At 34.2% G+C, this 15149-nt stretch carries 16 protein-coding genes and 1 riboswitch; of the genes, 1 reads left to right on the forward strand and 15 read right to left on the reverse strand.

Annotation, left to right across the window (positions count from 1 at the left end; translation table 11 throughout):
* Positions 1–2 precede the first annotated feature (2 nt).
* From cmk to NBE98_RS09040, 8 genes are all read right to left on the reverse strand, one after another.
* Positions 3–668, reverse strand: a complete 666-nt coding sequence (cmk, locus tag NBE98_RS09005) for a (d)CMP kinase (protein WP_250814612.1) — start codon at positions 666–668, stop codon at positions 3–5.
* Between the two features lie 64 nt (positions 669–732).
* Positions 733–1095 carry a chorismate mutase gene (aroH, locus tag NBE98_RS09010; RefSeq protein WP_250814613.1) on the reverse strand — a complete coding sequence of 121 codons (363 nt, stop codon included), beginning with the start codon at positions 1093–1095 and terminating at the stop codon, positions 733–735.
* Positions 1096–1097: 2 nt separating this feature from the next.
* On the reverse strand, positions 1098–2321 hold the full coding sequence (locus NBE98_RS09015; RefSeq protein ID WP_250814614.1) for a BaiN/RdsA family NAD(P)/FAD-dependent oxidoreductase: 1224 nt from the start codon (positions 2319–2321) through the stop codon (positions 1098–1100).
* Between the two features lie 131 nt (positions 2322–2452).
* On the reverse strand, positions 2453–3820 hold the full coding sequence (gene gdhA / locus NBE98_RS09020; RefSeq protein WP_250814615.1) for an NADP-specific glutamate dehydrogenase: 1368 nt from the start codon (positions 3818–3820) through the stop codon (positions 2453–2455).
* Positions 3821–4010: 190 nt separating this feature from the next.
* Entirely contained in the window at positions 4011–4892 is an 882-nt protein-coding gene (locus NBE98_RS09025; RefSeq protein ID WP_250814616.1) for a MurR/RpiR family transcriptional regulator, read from the reverse strand.
* A 115-nt stretch (positions 4893–5007) separates the two neighbouring features.
* Positions 5008–5553, reverse strand: coding sequence for a tRNA 5-(aminomethyl)-2-thiouridylate-methyltransferase MnmM (gene mnmM / locus NBE98_RS09030; RefSeq protein ID WP_250814617.1), 546 nt, complete (start codon positions 5551–5553; stop codon positions 5008–5010).
* Positions 5554–5577: 24 nt separating this feature from the next.
* Positions 5578–6288, reverse strand: coding sequence for a pseudouridine synthase (locus NBE98_RS09035; RefSeq protein WP_250814618.1), 711 nt, complete (start codon positions 6286–6288; stop codon positions 5578–5580).
* Positions 6289–6373: 85 nt separating this feature from the next.
* Positions 6374–7399, reverse strand: a complete 1026-nt coding sequence (locus NBE98_RS09040; RefSeq protein ID WP_250814619.1) for a threonine aldolase family protein — start codon at positions 7397–7399, stop codon at positions 6374–6376.
* A gap of 153 nt (positions 7400–7552) precedes the next feature.
* Here NBE98_RS09040 and NBE98_RS09045 point away from each other — a divergent pair, with 153 nt between their 5' ends.
* A complete protein-coding gene (locus tag NBE98_RS09045) occupies positions 7553–8290 on the forward strand; it encodes an NADPH-dependent oxidoreductase (protein WP_250814620.1) in 738 nt (245 codons plus the stop codon).
* A 65-nt stretch (positions 8291–8355) separates the two neighbouring features.
* On the opposite strand, the gene NBE98_RS09050 is transcribed toward NBE98_RS09045, so the two are convergent.
* From NBE98_RS09050 to NBE98_RS09080, 7 genes are all read right to left on the reverse strand, one after another.
* Positions 8356–9396: an HD-GYP domain-containing protein gene (locus tag NBE98_RS09050; protein WP_284703617.1), complete on the reverse strand. Its 1041-nt coding sequence runs from the start codon at positions 9394–9396 to the stop codon at positions 8356–8358.
* Between the two features lie 151 nt (positions 9397–9547).
* On the reverse strand, positions 9548–10288 hold the full coding sequence (locus tag NBE98_RS09055; protein ID WP_250814622.1) for an amino acid ABC transporter ATP-binding protein: 741 nt from the start codon (positions 10286–10288) through the stop codon (positions 9548–9550).
* 110 nt (positions 10289–10398) lie between these two features.
* Positions 10399–11166, reverse strand: coding sequence for an amino acid ABC transporter permease (locus NBE98_RS09060; RefSeq protein ID WP_250814623.1), 768 nt, complete (start codon positions 11164–11166; stop codon positions 10399–10401).
* A gap of 50 nt (positions 11167–11216) precedes the next feature.
* Entirely contained in the window at positions 11217–12062 is an 846-nt protein-coding gene (locus NBE98_RS09065) for a transporter substrate-binding domain-containing protein (RefSeq protein ID WP_250814624.1), read from the reverse strand.
* A gap of 164 nt (positions 12063–12226) precedes the next feature.
* Positions 12227–12409: riboswitch (Lysine riboswitch) on the reverse strand.
* A gap of 105 nt (positions 12410–12514) precedes the next feature.
* On the reverse strand, positions 12515–13921 hold the full coding sequence (gene gndA / locus NBE98_RS09070; RefSeq protein ID WP_250814625.1) for an NADP-dependent phosphogluconate dehydrogenase: 1407 nt from the start codon (positions 13919–13921) through the stop codon (positions 12515–12517).
* A gap of 100 nt (positions 13922–14021) precedes the next feature.
* Positions 14022–14258 carry a TIGR04540 family protein gene (locus tag NBE98_RS09075; protein ID WP_250814626.1) on the reverse strand — a complete coding sequence of 79 codons (237 nt, stop codon included), beginning with the start codon at positions 14256–14258 and terminating at the stop codon, positions 14022–14024.
* Positions 14259–14411: 153 nt separating this feature from the next.
* A complete protein-coding gene (locus NBE98_RS09080; protein WP_250814627.1) occupies positions 14412–15044 on the reverse strand; it encodes an HAD family hydrolase in 633 nt (210 codons plus the stop codon).
* Positions 15045–15149: the final 105 nt, after the last annotated feature.

Consider the following 15149-nt stretch of genomic DNA (forward strand, 5'->3'; position numbering starts at 1 on the left):
TTTTATAATTTAGTCCTTGAAATGATGTAGTCTGCCATCTTATCTACAACCCGCTCAATGGTTAAGTTAGAAGAATCTATTTCAATAGCATCCTCTGCCTTAGTTAAAGGATTAACTTCTCTGTGAGAATCTATGTAGTCTCTTCTTTTTATATCTTCTAAAAGTTCTTCATAATTAACTTCAATTCCTTTTTCGCAAAACTCCTTGTATCTTCTTGAAGCTCTTTCCTCTGCGCTTGCAGTTAAGTAAAACTTAAAAGGCGCATCCTTTAATACTACGGTTCCAATATCTCTCCCGTCCATTACAACATTGTATTTCTCGGACATCTTTTGTTGAAGATAAACCAACCGCTCTCTAACTTCCGGAATTGCCGCATAATTTGATACATTATTGCTTATCGAAGGCATGCAAACCTGTTCGCTGATATTCTCATTATTAAGTATTAAATCATCATTTTTAAAGTGCATATCAAGGCTGTCTACTAAGTCTAATAGTCTTTCTTTATCCTCTGGAGCAATATTTTCTTCCATTGCCCTTAGAGTTACAGCCCTATACATTGCACCAGTATTTATATACATAAGATTAAATCTTTTTGCTAAAATCTTTGCAATAGTACTTTTACCCGCACCTGCCGGACCATCTATAGCTACTGATAATCTCAATTCCATACTTCCTTTCCGAATAAGCTAAATACCAACCTTATAGTAATTCTATATAAATTTCTAAAATCCTTTATTTAATATCAAATAAATCTTTTCTTAAATTTTTAGCTTCATTAAGATATATGTATTTTATATCTTTCTTTTCTTTTATGTCCAACAGGATTAAAACCCTAATGCAAAGCTTTAAAGAACCTTCCACATGCATTTCATTGAAATGCATAATAGCAGTTCTATTTAGATTAAAAGCCTCCCTTACGTACTTGCCAGGATAAGCTTTAGTTATATCTCGAGTGCAGGAAAAGAATATAGAAGTAATGTCGTCGACATTAATATCATTTTGTTTAATCATCTCTTCAAATAATTCTAAGGAAGCTTTTTTGATTTCCGCTTCAGAATTATAAGAAATAGTCGTAGCTCCTCTTACTGATAACAATTTTATTCACCTACCCTGCTTCCAGCAAGGAATCCTGTTGAAAGCGCAATTTGAATGTTATAACCTCCAGTATAAGCGTCTACATCTATAACCTCACCAGCAAAATAAAGATTTTCTATAACCTTTGACTGCATGGTAGATGGATCTATTTCTTTTGTATCAATTCCTCCTGAAGTTACAATGGCTTCCTCAATAGGTCTTACACCGGTTATACTTAAAGTGAAGTTTTTAAGAAGTTTTACAAGATTTTTTCTTTCTTCCCGGGTTATCAAATTAACCTTTTTGTCTTCATCTATTTCTGATAATCTTACAACGACATCAATAAGCTTTTTAGGAAGTAATTCATCCAATGAATTTCTAAAATCCTTGTTAGAATACTTTGCAAAATCACTTTGAACTCTTTTATCAAGCTCGTCAAAACCTAAAGCAGGCTTAAGATCTATAACGGCTTTTAGCTTTAAATTTTCTCTAACTACTCCGCTAGCGCTTAAAACAAGAGGTCCTGAAATGCCAAAGTGAGTAAAGAGCATCTCTCCAAAGTCCTTAAACAAAGACTTTCCTTTACTATCAACAATGCTTAATTCAACATTTTTTAAAGATAATCCTTGTAAATCTTTTATCCAATCCTCAGATGAAGTTATTGGAATCAAAGATGGTCTTGGAGTTACAATATTATGTCCTAATTCCTTTGCAAAGCTTAAGCCTTCGCCAGTTGATCCAGTTCTAGGGTATGACATTCCCCCTGTGCACAAGATGAAGTAATCTCCATTAATTATTTTGTCATTAGAAAGAAAAACTGCTTTTATCTTATTATTCTCATAAATCATTTTTTTTACAGATGAATTTAGCAGAACTTTAATTTTACGCCTTTCAAGCTCTCTTTGAAAGGCGCCTATTATATCAGAAGATTTATCTGATGTTGGAAAAACTCTATCGCCTCTTTCTACTTTGAGCTTAACGCCTAAATCTTCAAAGAACTTTATTGTATCTTCGTTTGTGTATGTATATAAAGCGCTGTATAAGAAATAAGGATTTCCTGGTATATAATTAAAAAATTCACTTATCTCTTTAGCATTGGTTATATTGCATCTGCCTTTTCCTGTTATAAAAAGTTTTTTTCCAAGCTTTTCATTTTTTTCTAGCAGTATAACCTCATGTTTATCTGACGCTGCTATTGCAGCCATCATTCCTGCAGGTCCTCCGCCAATTACTATTACTTTGGACAATAAATCACCACCATTCATATTCACTATTATAATTTAATATAATAGAACAATTTATTCAACAATAAATATTAAAAAGTGCTAGAAAATAGAAAAGAGAGCCTCAATAAGCTCTCTTTTACAAAAATTACTTTCTAATAGTTTCCTTGAGCATGCATTGCTTCTGCAACCTTTACAAAACCAGCTATATTAGCACCTGCAACTAGGTTGTAACCAAAGCCGTAGTTTTCTGAAGCATTCTTGCAGTTGTTGTATATGTTAATCATTATTTGATGAAGCTTAGCATCAACTTCTTCAGCTGTCCAAGCCATTCTCATGCTGTTTTGTGACATTTCAAGAGCAGAAGTAGCAACTCCACCAGCATTAGCAGCCTTTGCAGGTCCTACTATTACTCCATTAGCAAGGAAGTACTGTACTGCTTCGTTAGTACATGGCATATTTGCAGCTTCAGCAACAAATTTAGTTCCGTTAGCAACTATTTGTTTAGCATGTTCAAGCTGAATATCGTTTTGAACTGCACAAGGCATAACTATATCAGCTTTTACCCCCCATGGCTTTTGTCCTGGGAAGAACTCTACACCATACTTGTCAGCGTAATCCTTAACTCTTGCACCTTTGTTTATTTTAAGCATTTCAGCTAAGTAGTCTATCTTTTCTCCTGTAACTCCAGCTGGGTCGTAAATATATCCGTCCGGACCTGATAGAGTAACAACTTTTCCTCCAAGCTGTTCTATCTTTCTGCAAGCACCCCAAGCAACGTTACCAAATCCTGATATAGCTACAGTTTTTCCAACAAAGCTTTCACCTTCATGCTTAAGCATTTCATTGCAGAAGTAAGTAACTCCAAAGCCTGTAGCTTCAGGTCTTACTAAGCTTCCACCATAGGATAAGCCTTTTCCTGTTAAGACACCGTTTTCAAAAGCGCCTCTAATTCTTCTATATTGTCCATATAAATAACCTATTTCTCTTCCTCCAACACCGATATCACCTGCAGGAACGTCTACATCTGGTCCTATATGTCTATATAATTCTGTCATAAAGCTTTGGCAGAATCTCATTATTTCAGCATCTGACTTTCCTCTTGGATCGAAGTCTGACCCGCCTTTTCCTCCACCTATTGGAAGTCCAGTTAGGGAATTCTTTAATATTTGCTCAAAACCTAAGAACTTAATTATTCCAATATAAACTGATGGATGGAATCTAAGTCCTCCCTTGAAAGGTCCTATAACCCCATTAAACTGTACTCTGAAGCCACGGTTAACTTGAGTTCTACCATTATCATCTACCCATGGAACTCTAAACATTATTTGTCTTTCTGGCTCGCAGAATCTCTCAAGAAGATTTGCTTCGATATATTCAGGATGTTTTTCTAGAACAGGAGCTAGCGAATCTAAAACCTCTTCTACAGCTTGAATAAACTCAGGCTCGTTAGCATTTCTCTTCTTAACGTTTTCAATAACCTGTTCAATATAGGCCTTAGGACTTAAATTTTCATTAACCATTTTAAATTTCCTCCTTTTATTGGAACAGAGAGCAACTAACTCTATTCGTTCCTAAATGAATATAATATTGCATTTGTAGTAATAATTGAATGTTAAGTTGCTTACATAGATATAATATTCTATATAAATTGCAATATTCCTTCTTTTTTATAAAATTTTTTTATAAAATTTTATAAAAGGAAAGAGGATATTAGTTATCCTCTTCTTTTTCTACATATGAATACACTTTATATTCTTCCCAAATATTTTCTAATTCATTAAAAGTATTTGATATTTTTTGCTTTTCTTTCATACCCACAGCTATAATTAAAGCATTGATTACACTTAAAGGTGCAACAAGAGAGTCTACAAAGGATGCCATATTACTCTGTGCGATTAAGGTTACATCTGCTTTTGCTGCAAGAGGTGATAAAAGACTGTCTGTAAGAGCTACTACCTTTGCTCCTCTGCTTTGCGCAAAGTTTAACGCCTCAACTGTTCTAGAAGAATATCTAGGAAAACCTATACCTATAAGCAAATCATCTTCTGATATGTTTATTATTTGCTCAAAAATATCACTTATACCATAGCCTACAATTTTTACATTGTCCAATATTAGATTTAAATAAAATCCTAAAAATTCAGCTAAAGCTGTGGAACTTCTAAGTCCGATAACATATATCTTTTTTGCTCCAAAAATACTGTTTACCACTTCTTCAAAGTTTTTCTGATTGATTTTCTCAAGAGTAGCCCTGATATTTTCCATATCAGACTTTAACACCCCTTTTAAAGCGCTTTCTTCGCTTATAAAATCATTAGATAACTCAAGTCTTTGAACAGTTGTAAGGCGCGTTTTGATGAGCTCCTGCAGCGCTTTTTGAAGCTTTGGATATCCGCTGAAGCCTAATTCATTTGCAAATCTTACAACAGTAGATTCACTTACTCCAACGCTAATTCCAAGCTTTGCCGCAGTCATGAAGGCAGCCTTGTCATAATGCTTTAAGATATATTCAGCTATTAATTTCTGTCCTTTACTAAGTCTTGGGAACTTCATTTGTATGGTACGCATCAAATCCTGCTTATTTTCTTCCAATTTACTTTCAATCCTTTCTTGTATATCTGAATAAAAATGAATAATTTATTTCATTTTACCATCTATTGAAAACACTTTCAATACAACTTTCAATTGATATTCATATATTTTTGATTTAAAGCGTATTTTTTTCAATAATAAGCAGCATAGGGGAGTTATTTCTATTTATAAATGAATGAAGCATTACTCCGTACTCTCTTTTTGAAAGATTTTTAACAAAGCTTAAAACTGCTTCTTCTTCTATTCTTCCTTCTTTATGGCCTGGGTAAATCGCTAGAGTTATAATTCCACCACAATTCAAAAGTTCAAGGGCCACCTTAAGGCTGGAAATTGTAGATTCAGCAAGGGTTGTTATAGTCTTATCGCCACCAGGCATGAAACCTAAATTGTACATAATACAATCTACCTTGCAGTCTACAAAGTCACTTAGTCTTTCATGACTGTTATGAATCAACACAACATTTTCTTTCTCTTTTCTACTGTAATTATCAATAGCACTCTTTTGAATGTCAAAACTAAAAACTCGTTTGAAATTATCACTAAGAAAATCAGTATCGTGCCCGTTACCTAAGGTAGCATCCACAGCAACATTAAAGCTTTTCATATAACTTACAACAATATTCTGTGCAAGTTTACTAATGTCTCCCACGTAATTATACAATTTATTCACTCCTTAAGTAATACCTTATAGATTTTTTAAATAGGTAACTTCTTGATTTGTTAAGTTTCTCCACTCCCCAAGCTTTAAATCACCAAGTTTAATATTTCCTACAGACATTCTTTTTAGGTCTATTACAGGGTGACCTATAGCTTCGCACATTCTCCTTATTTGTCTGTTCTTACCTTCATGGATGATAATTTCCACAGTAGTTGTGTTATTGTCCTTGGATAAAATTTTAAAACCAGCATTTGAAGTTATATAGTCTCCAATATTTACTCCAGTTTTAAATTTTTCTATTTCTTCCTGTGTGGGGGTTCCCTCTACCTTTGCTATGTATTTTTTATTTACTTGCTGCCTTGGATGAATAACTCTATTGTATACCTCTCCATCGTTTGTCATAAGAATTAGCCCTGAAGTGTCGTAGTCCAGCCTGCCTATAGGGTATATTCTTTCATCTACTTTAACTAAATCTATAAGAGTTTTTCTGCCTCTTTCATCCTTAACTGTGGACACGTAGCCAATAGGTTTGTTAAGGGCTATGTAGACTTTTTTCTCTTCAGGACTAATTATCTTTTCATCTACCGTAATCGTATCTTTAGTTCTTTCTATTTTGCTACCCAGTTCTTTTACAACAATATCATTTACCCTAACTCTTCCCTCTAATATAATTTCTTCACACTTTCTTCTTGAGGCCACACCGCAGTCTGCCATATATTTTTGCAATCTCTCTAACATGTCATCACCTGTATATTTTTATTTATTATTAACAAGTTAACTTTATAAAAATATAAAAATATAAAAAGTTAACTTGTTAACTTTTCTATCTAAAATTCTTAACACTTTCAATCAAACCTAATACGTCCTTCTCATCTGTTGCCCAAGAAGTAACCAGACGAATAGCCGAATTATCTTTATCAATCTTTTGCCATATGTAAAAAGCATAACTCTCCTCAAGTTTTTCTATAAGCTTGTTAGGGAGTATAGGAAATATTTGATTTGATGGAGAATGAGTTAAAAATTTATACCCTTCACTACATAAACCCTCTTTTAAAAGCTTAGCCATGTTGTTAGCATGCCTTGCCAAATCAAAATATAGTTCATCCTTAAATAATTCTAAAAACTGTATTCCTAAAAGTCTTCCTTTTGCAAGTAGTGCACCCTTTTGCTTTAGATGAAATCTAAAATCCTCTTTAAGACAATCTGAGCAAATTACAAGAGCCTCTCCTATTAAGGCTCCATTTTTAGTTCCACCAATATAAAAAGCATCCACTAAGCTTGCAAGTTCTGGAAGAGTCATATCATTTTCTTCTGAGCAAAGTGCCGAACCAAGCCTTGCTCCATCAACATATAATATAAGCTTATTTTCTCTACAGAAGCTGCTTAAGCTTTCGAGCTCAGATTTCGTGTATATCGATCCAATCTCAGTTGGATTTGATATGTATACTAGTTTAGGTTTTACCATGTGTTCGTCTGTATGATAATCTAAAGCCATCTTAACCTTCATTGATGTCAGTTTGCCATCATCAGTATCAATGGATATTATTTTATGACCAGTTGCTTCAATAGCACCTGTTTCATGAACAAGTATATGACCTGTATTAGCTGCAATAACAGCTTCGTGTGGTCTTAAAAAAGCAGATAAAGCTGTCAAATTAGCCTGAGTACCACCGGATAATAGGTGAACATCAACATGTTGGTTATCCATTCTTTTTTTAAGAAGTTCAATAGCCTCTTTAGTGTATTTGTCTTCTCCATAACCTTCATGTTGTTCTAAATTTGATTCTATTAAAGAACTCAATATCCTTGGGTGCGCACCTTCGCTATAATCGTTTTTAAAGCTATACATTTATATCAACCCCTAAGTTTTATTTAACAAAATTATACTTAATTATAACTATTTTATCAAAGCTTGTAAAATGTATAGTATATATTGTTAGATCAATAATAATATAGTAACATAATAGTTATAAATTTTTTACTATATTTTGGAGGCTTTACAATGAATGAAACTTTAAAAACAATACATAACCATCGTTCTATTAGAAAGTATTTAGATAAGGATGTTCCTCAGGAAATGCTGGATCAAATACTTTTGTCAGCTCAGTCCATGCCTACTTCTATTAACGGGCAACAGCTTTCTATAATTGTAATTAGAGACAAGGATAAAAAAAATAAAATTGCTGAGCTGGCAGGCAATCAAATTTGGATATCCCAAGCTCCAGTGTTTTTAGTATTTGTTGCAGATTTTTATAAAACAAGAATAGCAGCTGAAAAAAATAACTTAACACAAGAAATTCACGAAAGCGTGGAAGGTACTCTGGTAGCGACCTTTGATGCAGGCATAGCTATGGGTGGAACTATAGCCGCAGCTGAATCATTAGGTCTTGGAATTGTCCCTATTGGAGCGGTTAGAAAAAAGCCTTATGACATTATTAAGCTTCTAGGACTTCCAGAGTATACCTATCCGATTGCAGGACTAGTTGTTGGTTATCCTGCAGACGAGTCAGCTAAGAAGCCTAGAATGCCTTTTAAAGCTTATGTGCACTATGAAAACTATAATATGAAAGATGTGAAAGACGCCATAGACGAGTATGATGAAATAATGATTAATTATTACAAGGAGAGAGGCGATAAATCTACAACCTGGAGCAAGCAAGTTTCCGAAACCTACAAGCAGGTTTATTTTCCGGAGGTTTATCCTAGCATTAAAGCTCAAGGCTTCAAAAACGATAAATAGCACAAAAGCCTGCTATGGCTTAAATGAGTCTAGCAGACTTTTTTCTTTAGGATATATTGTCTTAGCTAATTAACTAAAGCTTCAATATATAAATCCTTATTATTCTTTAAATCGATAAAGCCACAATCATCTAGAAGAAGGGGTCTCATCAAATCATTTAAATCAATTTTAATTATTTTGCATATTTTTTTACCATTTAATAATACGCTTTCACCTACATAATAGTTAATAATATGATTTAAAAATATACTGCAAAACTCATAATCCAACTTTCCCAAGCTTTCCTTTTTTATTATCTCTAGAGCTTCAAAGGGACTTTTTCTCTTTTTGTATATCCTATCTGAATTTACTGCATCAAATACATCTGCAATAGCTATTATCCTTGCAAATTGATGTATTTGTGTATCCTTCAAGCCTAATGGATATCCTGATCCATCCAATCTTTCATGGTGCATAAGCACACCATAGCTTACTGATTTGTCCAAAAACGGTATTTCCTTTACATAGTTATAACCTATTACAGAATGAGACTTTATTTGTTTATACTCATTATCATCTAGCGAGTCTGGTTTGTTTAAAATATTTTTATCTATTTTAGTCTTGCCAAAATCGTGTAGAATGGACGCATAGGTAAGTAGATTCAATTCAGCTCCACCAAGACCTATCCACTTTCCAAGTATAGTACTTAGCGCAGCAACATTAACACCATGCCTATAGATAATATCTCCTCCACTGCCATAAAGCACAATATTCTTTATAACTGCACTAACTGACTTCAACTCATCTTGTATTCGGGCTGCAAAACGCCTTACTTCTTCAATCTCTGATAGTTTTAAAGCATCCATATTTTCAAATACTCTTTTTATATCAAAAGCTATTTCATTAAAGTTTTGTTCTACATCCTCAACAGTTTTTACATTGCTATGTTCACTATTATCTTCATAATATATCTCAACTTTATTATAAATATAATTCTCTCGTAGTTTACCAATAGCAAATTTAGTAATCGGAACCCCTTTGCCAATTAAGACAGTGCCATTAGCTACTATTTCCTTAGTTGAAATCATACCCGGAACTAATTCATGGACATATAAAAGCTTTTTCATTCTAGTCACCTTCTATAATTATATGCTAACAAAAATTTGATTTATTAGTTATAATTTCAACATATAAATTATAATTCCTTTATCAAAAGGTGACTAGTTTTGTCGTAATTGATTTATTTATCGACAAACAAAGTTAATGTTAAGCTATTACTTAAACCGGATTCAATGTACGCTTTAAAAACTCCTTTGTACGGTCCTGACTTGGATTGTTGAATATTTGTTCTGGGCTGCCCTCTTCAGCAATAATTCCCTTATCCATAAATACCACTCGATCCGATACTTCCTTTGCAAATCCCATTTCGTGAGTAACTACAAGCATTGTAAGGCCTGAATCTGCAAGTTCCTTCATGACCTTTAAAACCTCTCCTACCATTTCTGGATCAAGAGCAGAGGTTGGTTCATCAAACAGCATTACATCCGGCTCCATAGAAAGAGCTCTAGCTATAGCTACACGCTGCTTTTGTCCTCCAGAAAGCTGTTTGGGTTTTGCATTTATATATTGTTCCATTCCAACAACTTTTAGATAGTTAAGCGCTACCTTCTCAGCTACTTGCCTTGAGCGATTTAGAACCTTGATTTGACCAACCACACAGTTGCTTAAAACATCATGATTATTAAAAAGATTAAACTGTTGAAATACCATACCTAGCTTTGTTCTGTAAACACGAATATCATGCCTATCATCTAAGATGTTTTCTCCGTTATAAATTATCTCTCCCCCACTTGGTTTTTCCAAAAGATTTATACAGCGAAGAAGAGTAGATTTTCCTGATCCTGATGAACCTATAATAGAAACAACTTCACCTTTATTTACAGAGAAATCTATATCTTTTAGTACCTCATGAGATCCAAAGGCTTTGCTTAAATGCTGCACTTCAATTACTTTGCTCATTGAAATTCCTCCTTTTAATAGAGACAGGTCCAAACTCCAACCTTAGTCCCACATATCAATTGCCCCTAAAGATAATTCGGAGCTATAATTCTCTTCCATAATAATTTACCCTAGCCGTTTTGTGTTCTTCTAATTGCATCCTCAGGGGTTTCAACCTGCATTTGGTTTGCATACATAATGTAATTTTCAGGACCATCCAGCTTTCTTTCAACATAACGAAGTATTCTTGTTACTGTAAAGGTCATTACAAAATAAAGTACACAAGCAACAAAGAAAGACTCAAAATAGTGGAAGTTCATTCCTGCAACTGATTTTGTTTGAAAGTACAGCTCTGATACAGAAATTACATTAAGCACAGAGGTATCTTTAATATTTATCACAAACTCATTACCAGTAGCTGGCAATATATTTCGTACAACCTGAGGCAGTATTACATTCATCATAGTTTGGAAGTGGCTCATACCTATAGCATGTGACGCTTCAAACTGTCCCTTGTCAATTGATACAATTCCTCCACGGACAATTTCAGCCATGTACGCTCCTGTATTAATAGACACTATAAAGATTGCAGCCGTTAGCTTATTCATATCAAGACCAAAAGCTTGCTTTGAGCCGTAATAAATTACCATCGCTTGTACAATCATTGGTGTACCTCTAAATATTTCAATATAAACAGAAAGTATAATATTTATGAATTTTAGAAAATACTTTTTTAACCCTCTTTCAGGCATTGGAACTGTACGAATTACCCCAACCAGTAAACCTATTAGAGATCCAACAATAGTACCTATCATAGCAACCAGAAGAGTCATTCCAGCACCACGAAGGAACATAGGCCAATTTTTTGAAACTATTTTAATTATCCAATCAAGACTCATATCTTGTATTAACCTCCGTTTTCATAAAACTGCGTATGCAGCACATTATTTTAATTTGCTGCCGGCTGATTTTTGATCGCAGCATCCATTATTGCTTTACGCTGATCTTCTGTAATTCCCTTTAGTGTATCATTTATCTTAGCAGTTAAATCGCTTCCTTTAGCAACACCTACAGCTATAGCTGTATCATCATCGGAAGTTTTAAAACCTTCCTTAAACTCTACCATTTTGAAGTTGCTGTTTGCTGCTTGTGCGCTGATACCTTCTGGACGTTCGGATACATATCCATCAATCATTCCAGATTCAAGAGCAACTCTCATAACCGGAAAATTGTCCATTGCTGACTGCAGCTTTACATCTTGAATTTGATTTATAACTGAGTAATGGAAGGTATTTAATTGAGCAGTAACTTTTGCACCATTAAACTCCTGAATTGATGCAGCATCCTCATACTTTCCACCTTTCTTAACTACCATAACTAAATTTGATTTATAATAGTTGTCGGAGAAGTCTATAGTCTGTCTACGCTCCGCTGTTGGTGACATACCTGCAACTATTGCATCTATTTTTCCTGAGGTTAAAGCTGGAACTAAACCATCCCATTCTGTTTTAACTACTACTAATTGCTTTCCTAAACCTTCTGCTATTTTCTTTGCTATTTCAACATCATAGCCACCCGCATATTCTGACGAACCTTCAATCTTGACAGCTCCATTTGACGCATCCATTTGTGTCCAATTAAAAGGTGCATAACCTGCCTCAAGACCTACTTTAAAGGTTTCCTGCTTTGGTGCAGATGCAGAAGCATCCTTTTCAGATTTACTTATCCCACATCCTCCTAAAAGCATTACTGCTGATAATGACATTGCAATTAGCACTGATAACTTCTTTCTCATTACTATTCCTCCTAAATATAAGTATTATTTTGATAATAAAAAGCGCTATCCCCTTATGAGGATAGCGCTATCTTATGAGCCAGCGGCCTTAAACTATACGCAAAAAAGACCTGAGGATACCTCAGGTCGCAATACGCAAATTGGACCTAAACCCTTCTTTTCCCATATGAGATAGCACAACTTAATAAGCCGGGTAGCCTATTAAGACAGTCCTGCAGCTCTTAACTGCAGACCCAGCAAGCAACACTGAGAATATTGCAAGCTTCGGCGATATTTCCTTCTCCTTAGTATCAACACCTTCTCAAACTCCACTAAAGACTGTTAAACATCGCGCCTCTACCTCACTAGTAAAAGTGAGGTCTTATTAAATTATGTTTAGAGTTTACTATATTAAAGCAATGCTGTCAACACTTTTTTGAAACTTTTAAAACAAAACAATTCAAAGTCATTGACTAAAACCATTTATAATGGAATGTCCCTTCTCTATCAACTCTCTCAAAAGTATGTGCTCCAAAGTAATCTCTTTGAGCTTGAAGAAGATTTGCAGGAAGAAACTCACTTCTGTAGCTGTCGAAGTATGCTAACGCACTAGAAAAACCTGGCGTTGGAATACCATATTTAACGGCGGTACATATAACCTCTCTCCATGCATCTTGATAACTTTCAAGTATATTCTTAAAGTATGGATCAAGCATTAAATTTGCCAGTTCAGAGTTTCTATCATAAGCATCTTTTATTTTTTGAAGGAATTGAGCTCTTATTATACAACCACCTCTGAATATCATTGCAATACTACCGTAGTTCAAATTCCAGTTGTATTCTTTAGCAGCTGCTTTCATTAGTGCAAACCCCTGAGCATAGGAACAAATTTTGCTAGCATATAAAGCCTTTCTTATTGCTTCTATTAGATCGTTTTTATCTCGATTAAAATCAGGAACTTTTGATCCCTTTAATATCTTGCTTGCTGCTGTACGCTCACTCTTTATGGCAGATATGCAGCGCGCAAACACTGCTTCTGTAATAGTTGGCGTTGAAATCCCAAGATCCAAAGCGCTTTGACTAGTCCATTTACCAGTACCCTTTTGCCCTGCTGTATCAAGTATAACATCAACCATAGGCTTCCCAGTTTCTTCATCATACTTTGTAAATATGTCCTGAGTTATATCTATTAAATAGCTGTCAAGCTCACCCTTGTTCCATTCAGCAAAAATCTCATGAAGTTCTTTTGCTGATAATCCAATCACATTTTTAAGAAGGACATATGCCTCAGAAATAAGCTGCATATCGCCATATTCAATTCCGTTATGTACCATTTTGACATAATGTCCCGCTCCATCACTACCTATGTAGGTGCAGCAAGGCTCTCCATCTACCTTTGCGGAGATAGCTGTAAGAATAGGTTCCACAAGTCTATAGGCATCTTCCTGTCCTCCCGGCATTATAGCCGGTCCCTTAAGAGCTCCTTCTTCTCCTCCTGATACACCTGTTCCGACGAACCTGTAGCCTTCTTTTTCAAGCTCTTTATTTCTTCTTATTGTGTCAACAAAGAATGAATTTCCTCCATCTATTAAAATATCACCTTTAGATATAAATGGCTTAAGTTGTTCTATTGTATCGTCAACAGCCTTTCCCGCCTTAACCATCATAATTATCTTTCTTGGAGTCTCAATGGAGTTTACAAATTCTTCAATAGAATAAGTTCCCACAAGATTTTTGTTCCCTATCTCACTCATAAAATCATCTGTTTTTTCTCTTGAACGATTATATACAGAAACTGTAAACCCTTTGCTCTCTATGTTAAGAGCAAGATTCTTCCCCATAACGGCAAGTCCTATTACTCCTATTTGCTGTTTGCTCATTATATAAGCTCCTTTCTTTTAATTTCCTTGGAATATTATGTACTATACTATGCAATCTACAATATTATTCGCATTAATGATTATAAATTATGCGGCATAGTTAGTTGTTAAGTTTTTTTGATACCTCATCTATAACGGCTTTTCTATCCTCTCCTATGATACTGATAAGTTTAACAGGCATAAAACCATTTTTATAAACTCTATCTTCATTTTTCTCAATTATAGCTATAATACTTTCCTCAAACTTCTCCTGCGTAATTAATCCCTCTCTATAGGTATCAACTAAATCCATTAGCTTTGTAGCTAGTTCTCTCGGGTTTTTATATACTGCTTTCATGTCCGTTCTCCTTTTATAGTTTCTTTATTACTAATATGATACATTTTTTGTGTAAATATTGCAAACACAAATATTCTTTTTTAATAACTTTTATTGAATAAAACAAAACGCACTACCATTAAATCAGTGCGTTTTCTATATTGATAATACTGATTATTCTTGCTTAACAAGCTCTAGCAATTCATTAAATCTTTTAATTGAGTAATCATATTCGCTTACCTCGCCAAAGCCATAGCTAGCATAGATAAATGGAATACCCGCAAACTTTGCCGCCTTTAAGTCTCCTTCTGTATCTCCTACATAAACTGAACTTTTCAGCTTATTTCTTTCTACAACAAGCTTTATATTTTCACCCTTACTAAGTCCTGTTCTGCCTGGGTTCTCAAAATCCAGAAAATATTTGCCAAGGTTATGATATTTTAAAAACACTTCTATATAACCACATTGACAGTTACTTACTATAAACAGCTTAGAGTTACTTGATAATTCCTTAAGAGTTTCCTCAAGATTATCATATAGAATTCCACCATGCTTTTCTAAATACTCATTCTCTAATTCACAGCAGTCCTTCATCAATTCTTTAATTCTATCATCGCTTAAATTAGGAAACAGCTTTCTTCCAATATCTATTATTTGAAGTCCCATTGTTCCCTTTAAAATTTCCTTTGTTAGTTTAACATTTATATCCTTATTATTTTCAATTATGGTATTCCAAGATTTTAAAACTCCATCTGTGGAATCCCATAAGGTACCATCCAAATCAAAAATTATGCTGTCTATATTCATAATTCTTCCCCTTTCACACTCTATAATGTCATCCATAATTATGATACCTTTAATATCAAATTAATACAAGGATGTATCCAGCATAACTTATCAACTCTAATTCCA

The sequence above is a fragment of the Clostridium swellfunianum genome (assembly GCF_023656515.1).
GTDB lineage: Bacteria > Bacillota > Clostridia > Clostridiales > Clostridiaceae > Clostridium_AT > Clostridium_AT swellfunianum.

Excerpts from the sequence above, each read along its gene's own strand:
- cmk (WP_250814612.1), bottom strand. The coding sequence starts at position 668 with ATGGAATTGAGATTATCAGTAGCTATAGATGGTCCGGCAGGTGCGGGT.
- gdhA (WP_250814615.1), bottom strand. The coding sequence starts at position 3,820 with ATGGTTAATGAAAATTTAAGTCCTAAGGCCTATATTGAACAGGTTATT.
- NBE98_RS09035 (WP_250814618.1), bottom strand. The coding sequence starts at position 6,288 with ATGTTAGAGAGATTGCAAAAATATATGGCAGACTGCGGTGTGGCCTCA.
- NBE98_RS09040 (WP_250814619.1), bottom strand. The coding sequence starts at position 7,399 with ATGTATAGCTTTAAAAACGATTATAGCGAAGGTGCGCACCCAAGGATA.
- NBE98_RS09045 (WP_250814620.1), top strand. The coding sequence starts at position 7,553 with ATGAATGAAACTTTAAAAACAATACATAACCATCGTTCTATTAGAAAG.
- NBE98_RS09050 (WP_284703617.1), bottom strand. The coding sequence starts at position 9,396 with ATGAAAAAGCTTTTATATGTCCATGAATTAGTTCCGGGTATGATTTCA.
- NBE98_RS09055 (WP_250814622.1), bottom strand. The coding sequence starts at position 10,288 with ATGAGCAAAGTAATTGAAGTGCAGCATTTAAGCAAAGCCTTTGGATCT.
- NBE98_RS09060 (WP_250814623.1), bottom strand. The coding sequence starts at position 11,166 with ATGAGTCTTGATTGGATAATTAAAATAGTTTCAAAAAATTGGCCTATG.
- NBE98_RS09065 (WP_250814624.1), bottom strand. The coding sequence starts at position 12,062 with ATGAGAAAGAAGTTATCAGTGCTAATTGCAATGTCATTATCAGCAGTA.
- gndA (WP_250814625.1), bottom strand. The coding sequence starts at position 13,921 with ATGAGCAAACAGCAAATAGGAGTAATAGGACTTGCCGTTATGGGGAAG.
- NBE98_RS09075 (WP_250814626.1), bottom strand. The coding sequence starts at position 14,258 with ATGAAAGCAGTATATAAAAACCCGAGAGAACTAGCTACAAAGCTAATG.
- NBE98_RS09080 (WP_250814627.1), bottom strand. The coding sequence starts at position 15,044 with ATGAATATAGACAGCATAATTTTTGATTTGGATGGTACCTTATGGGAT.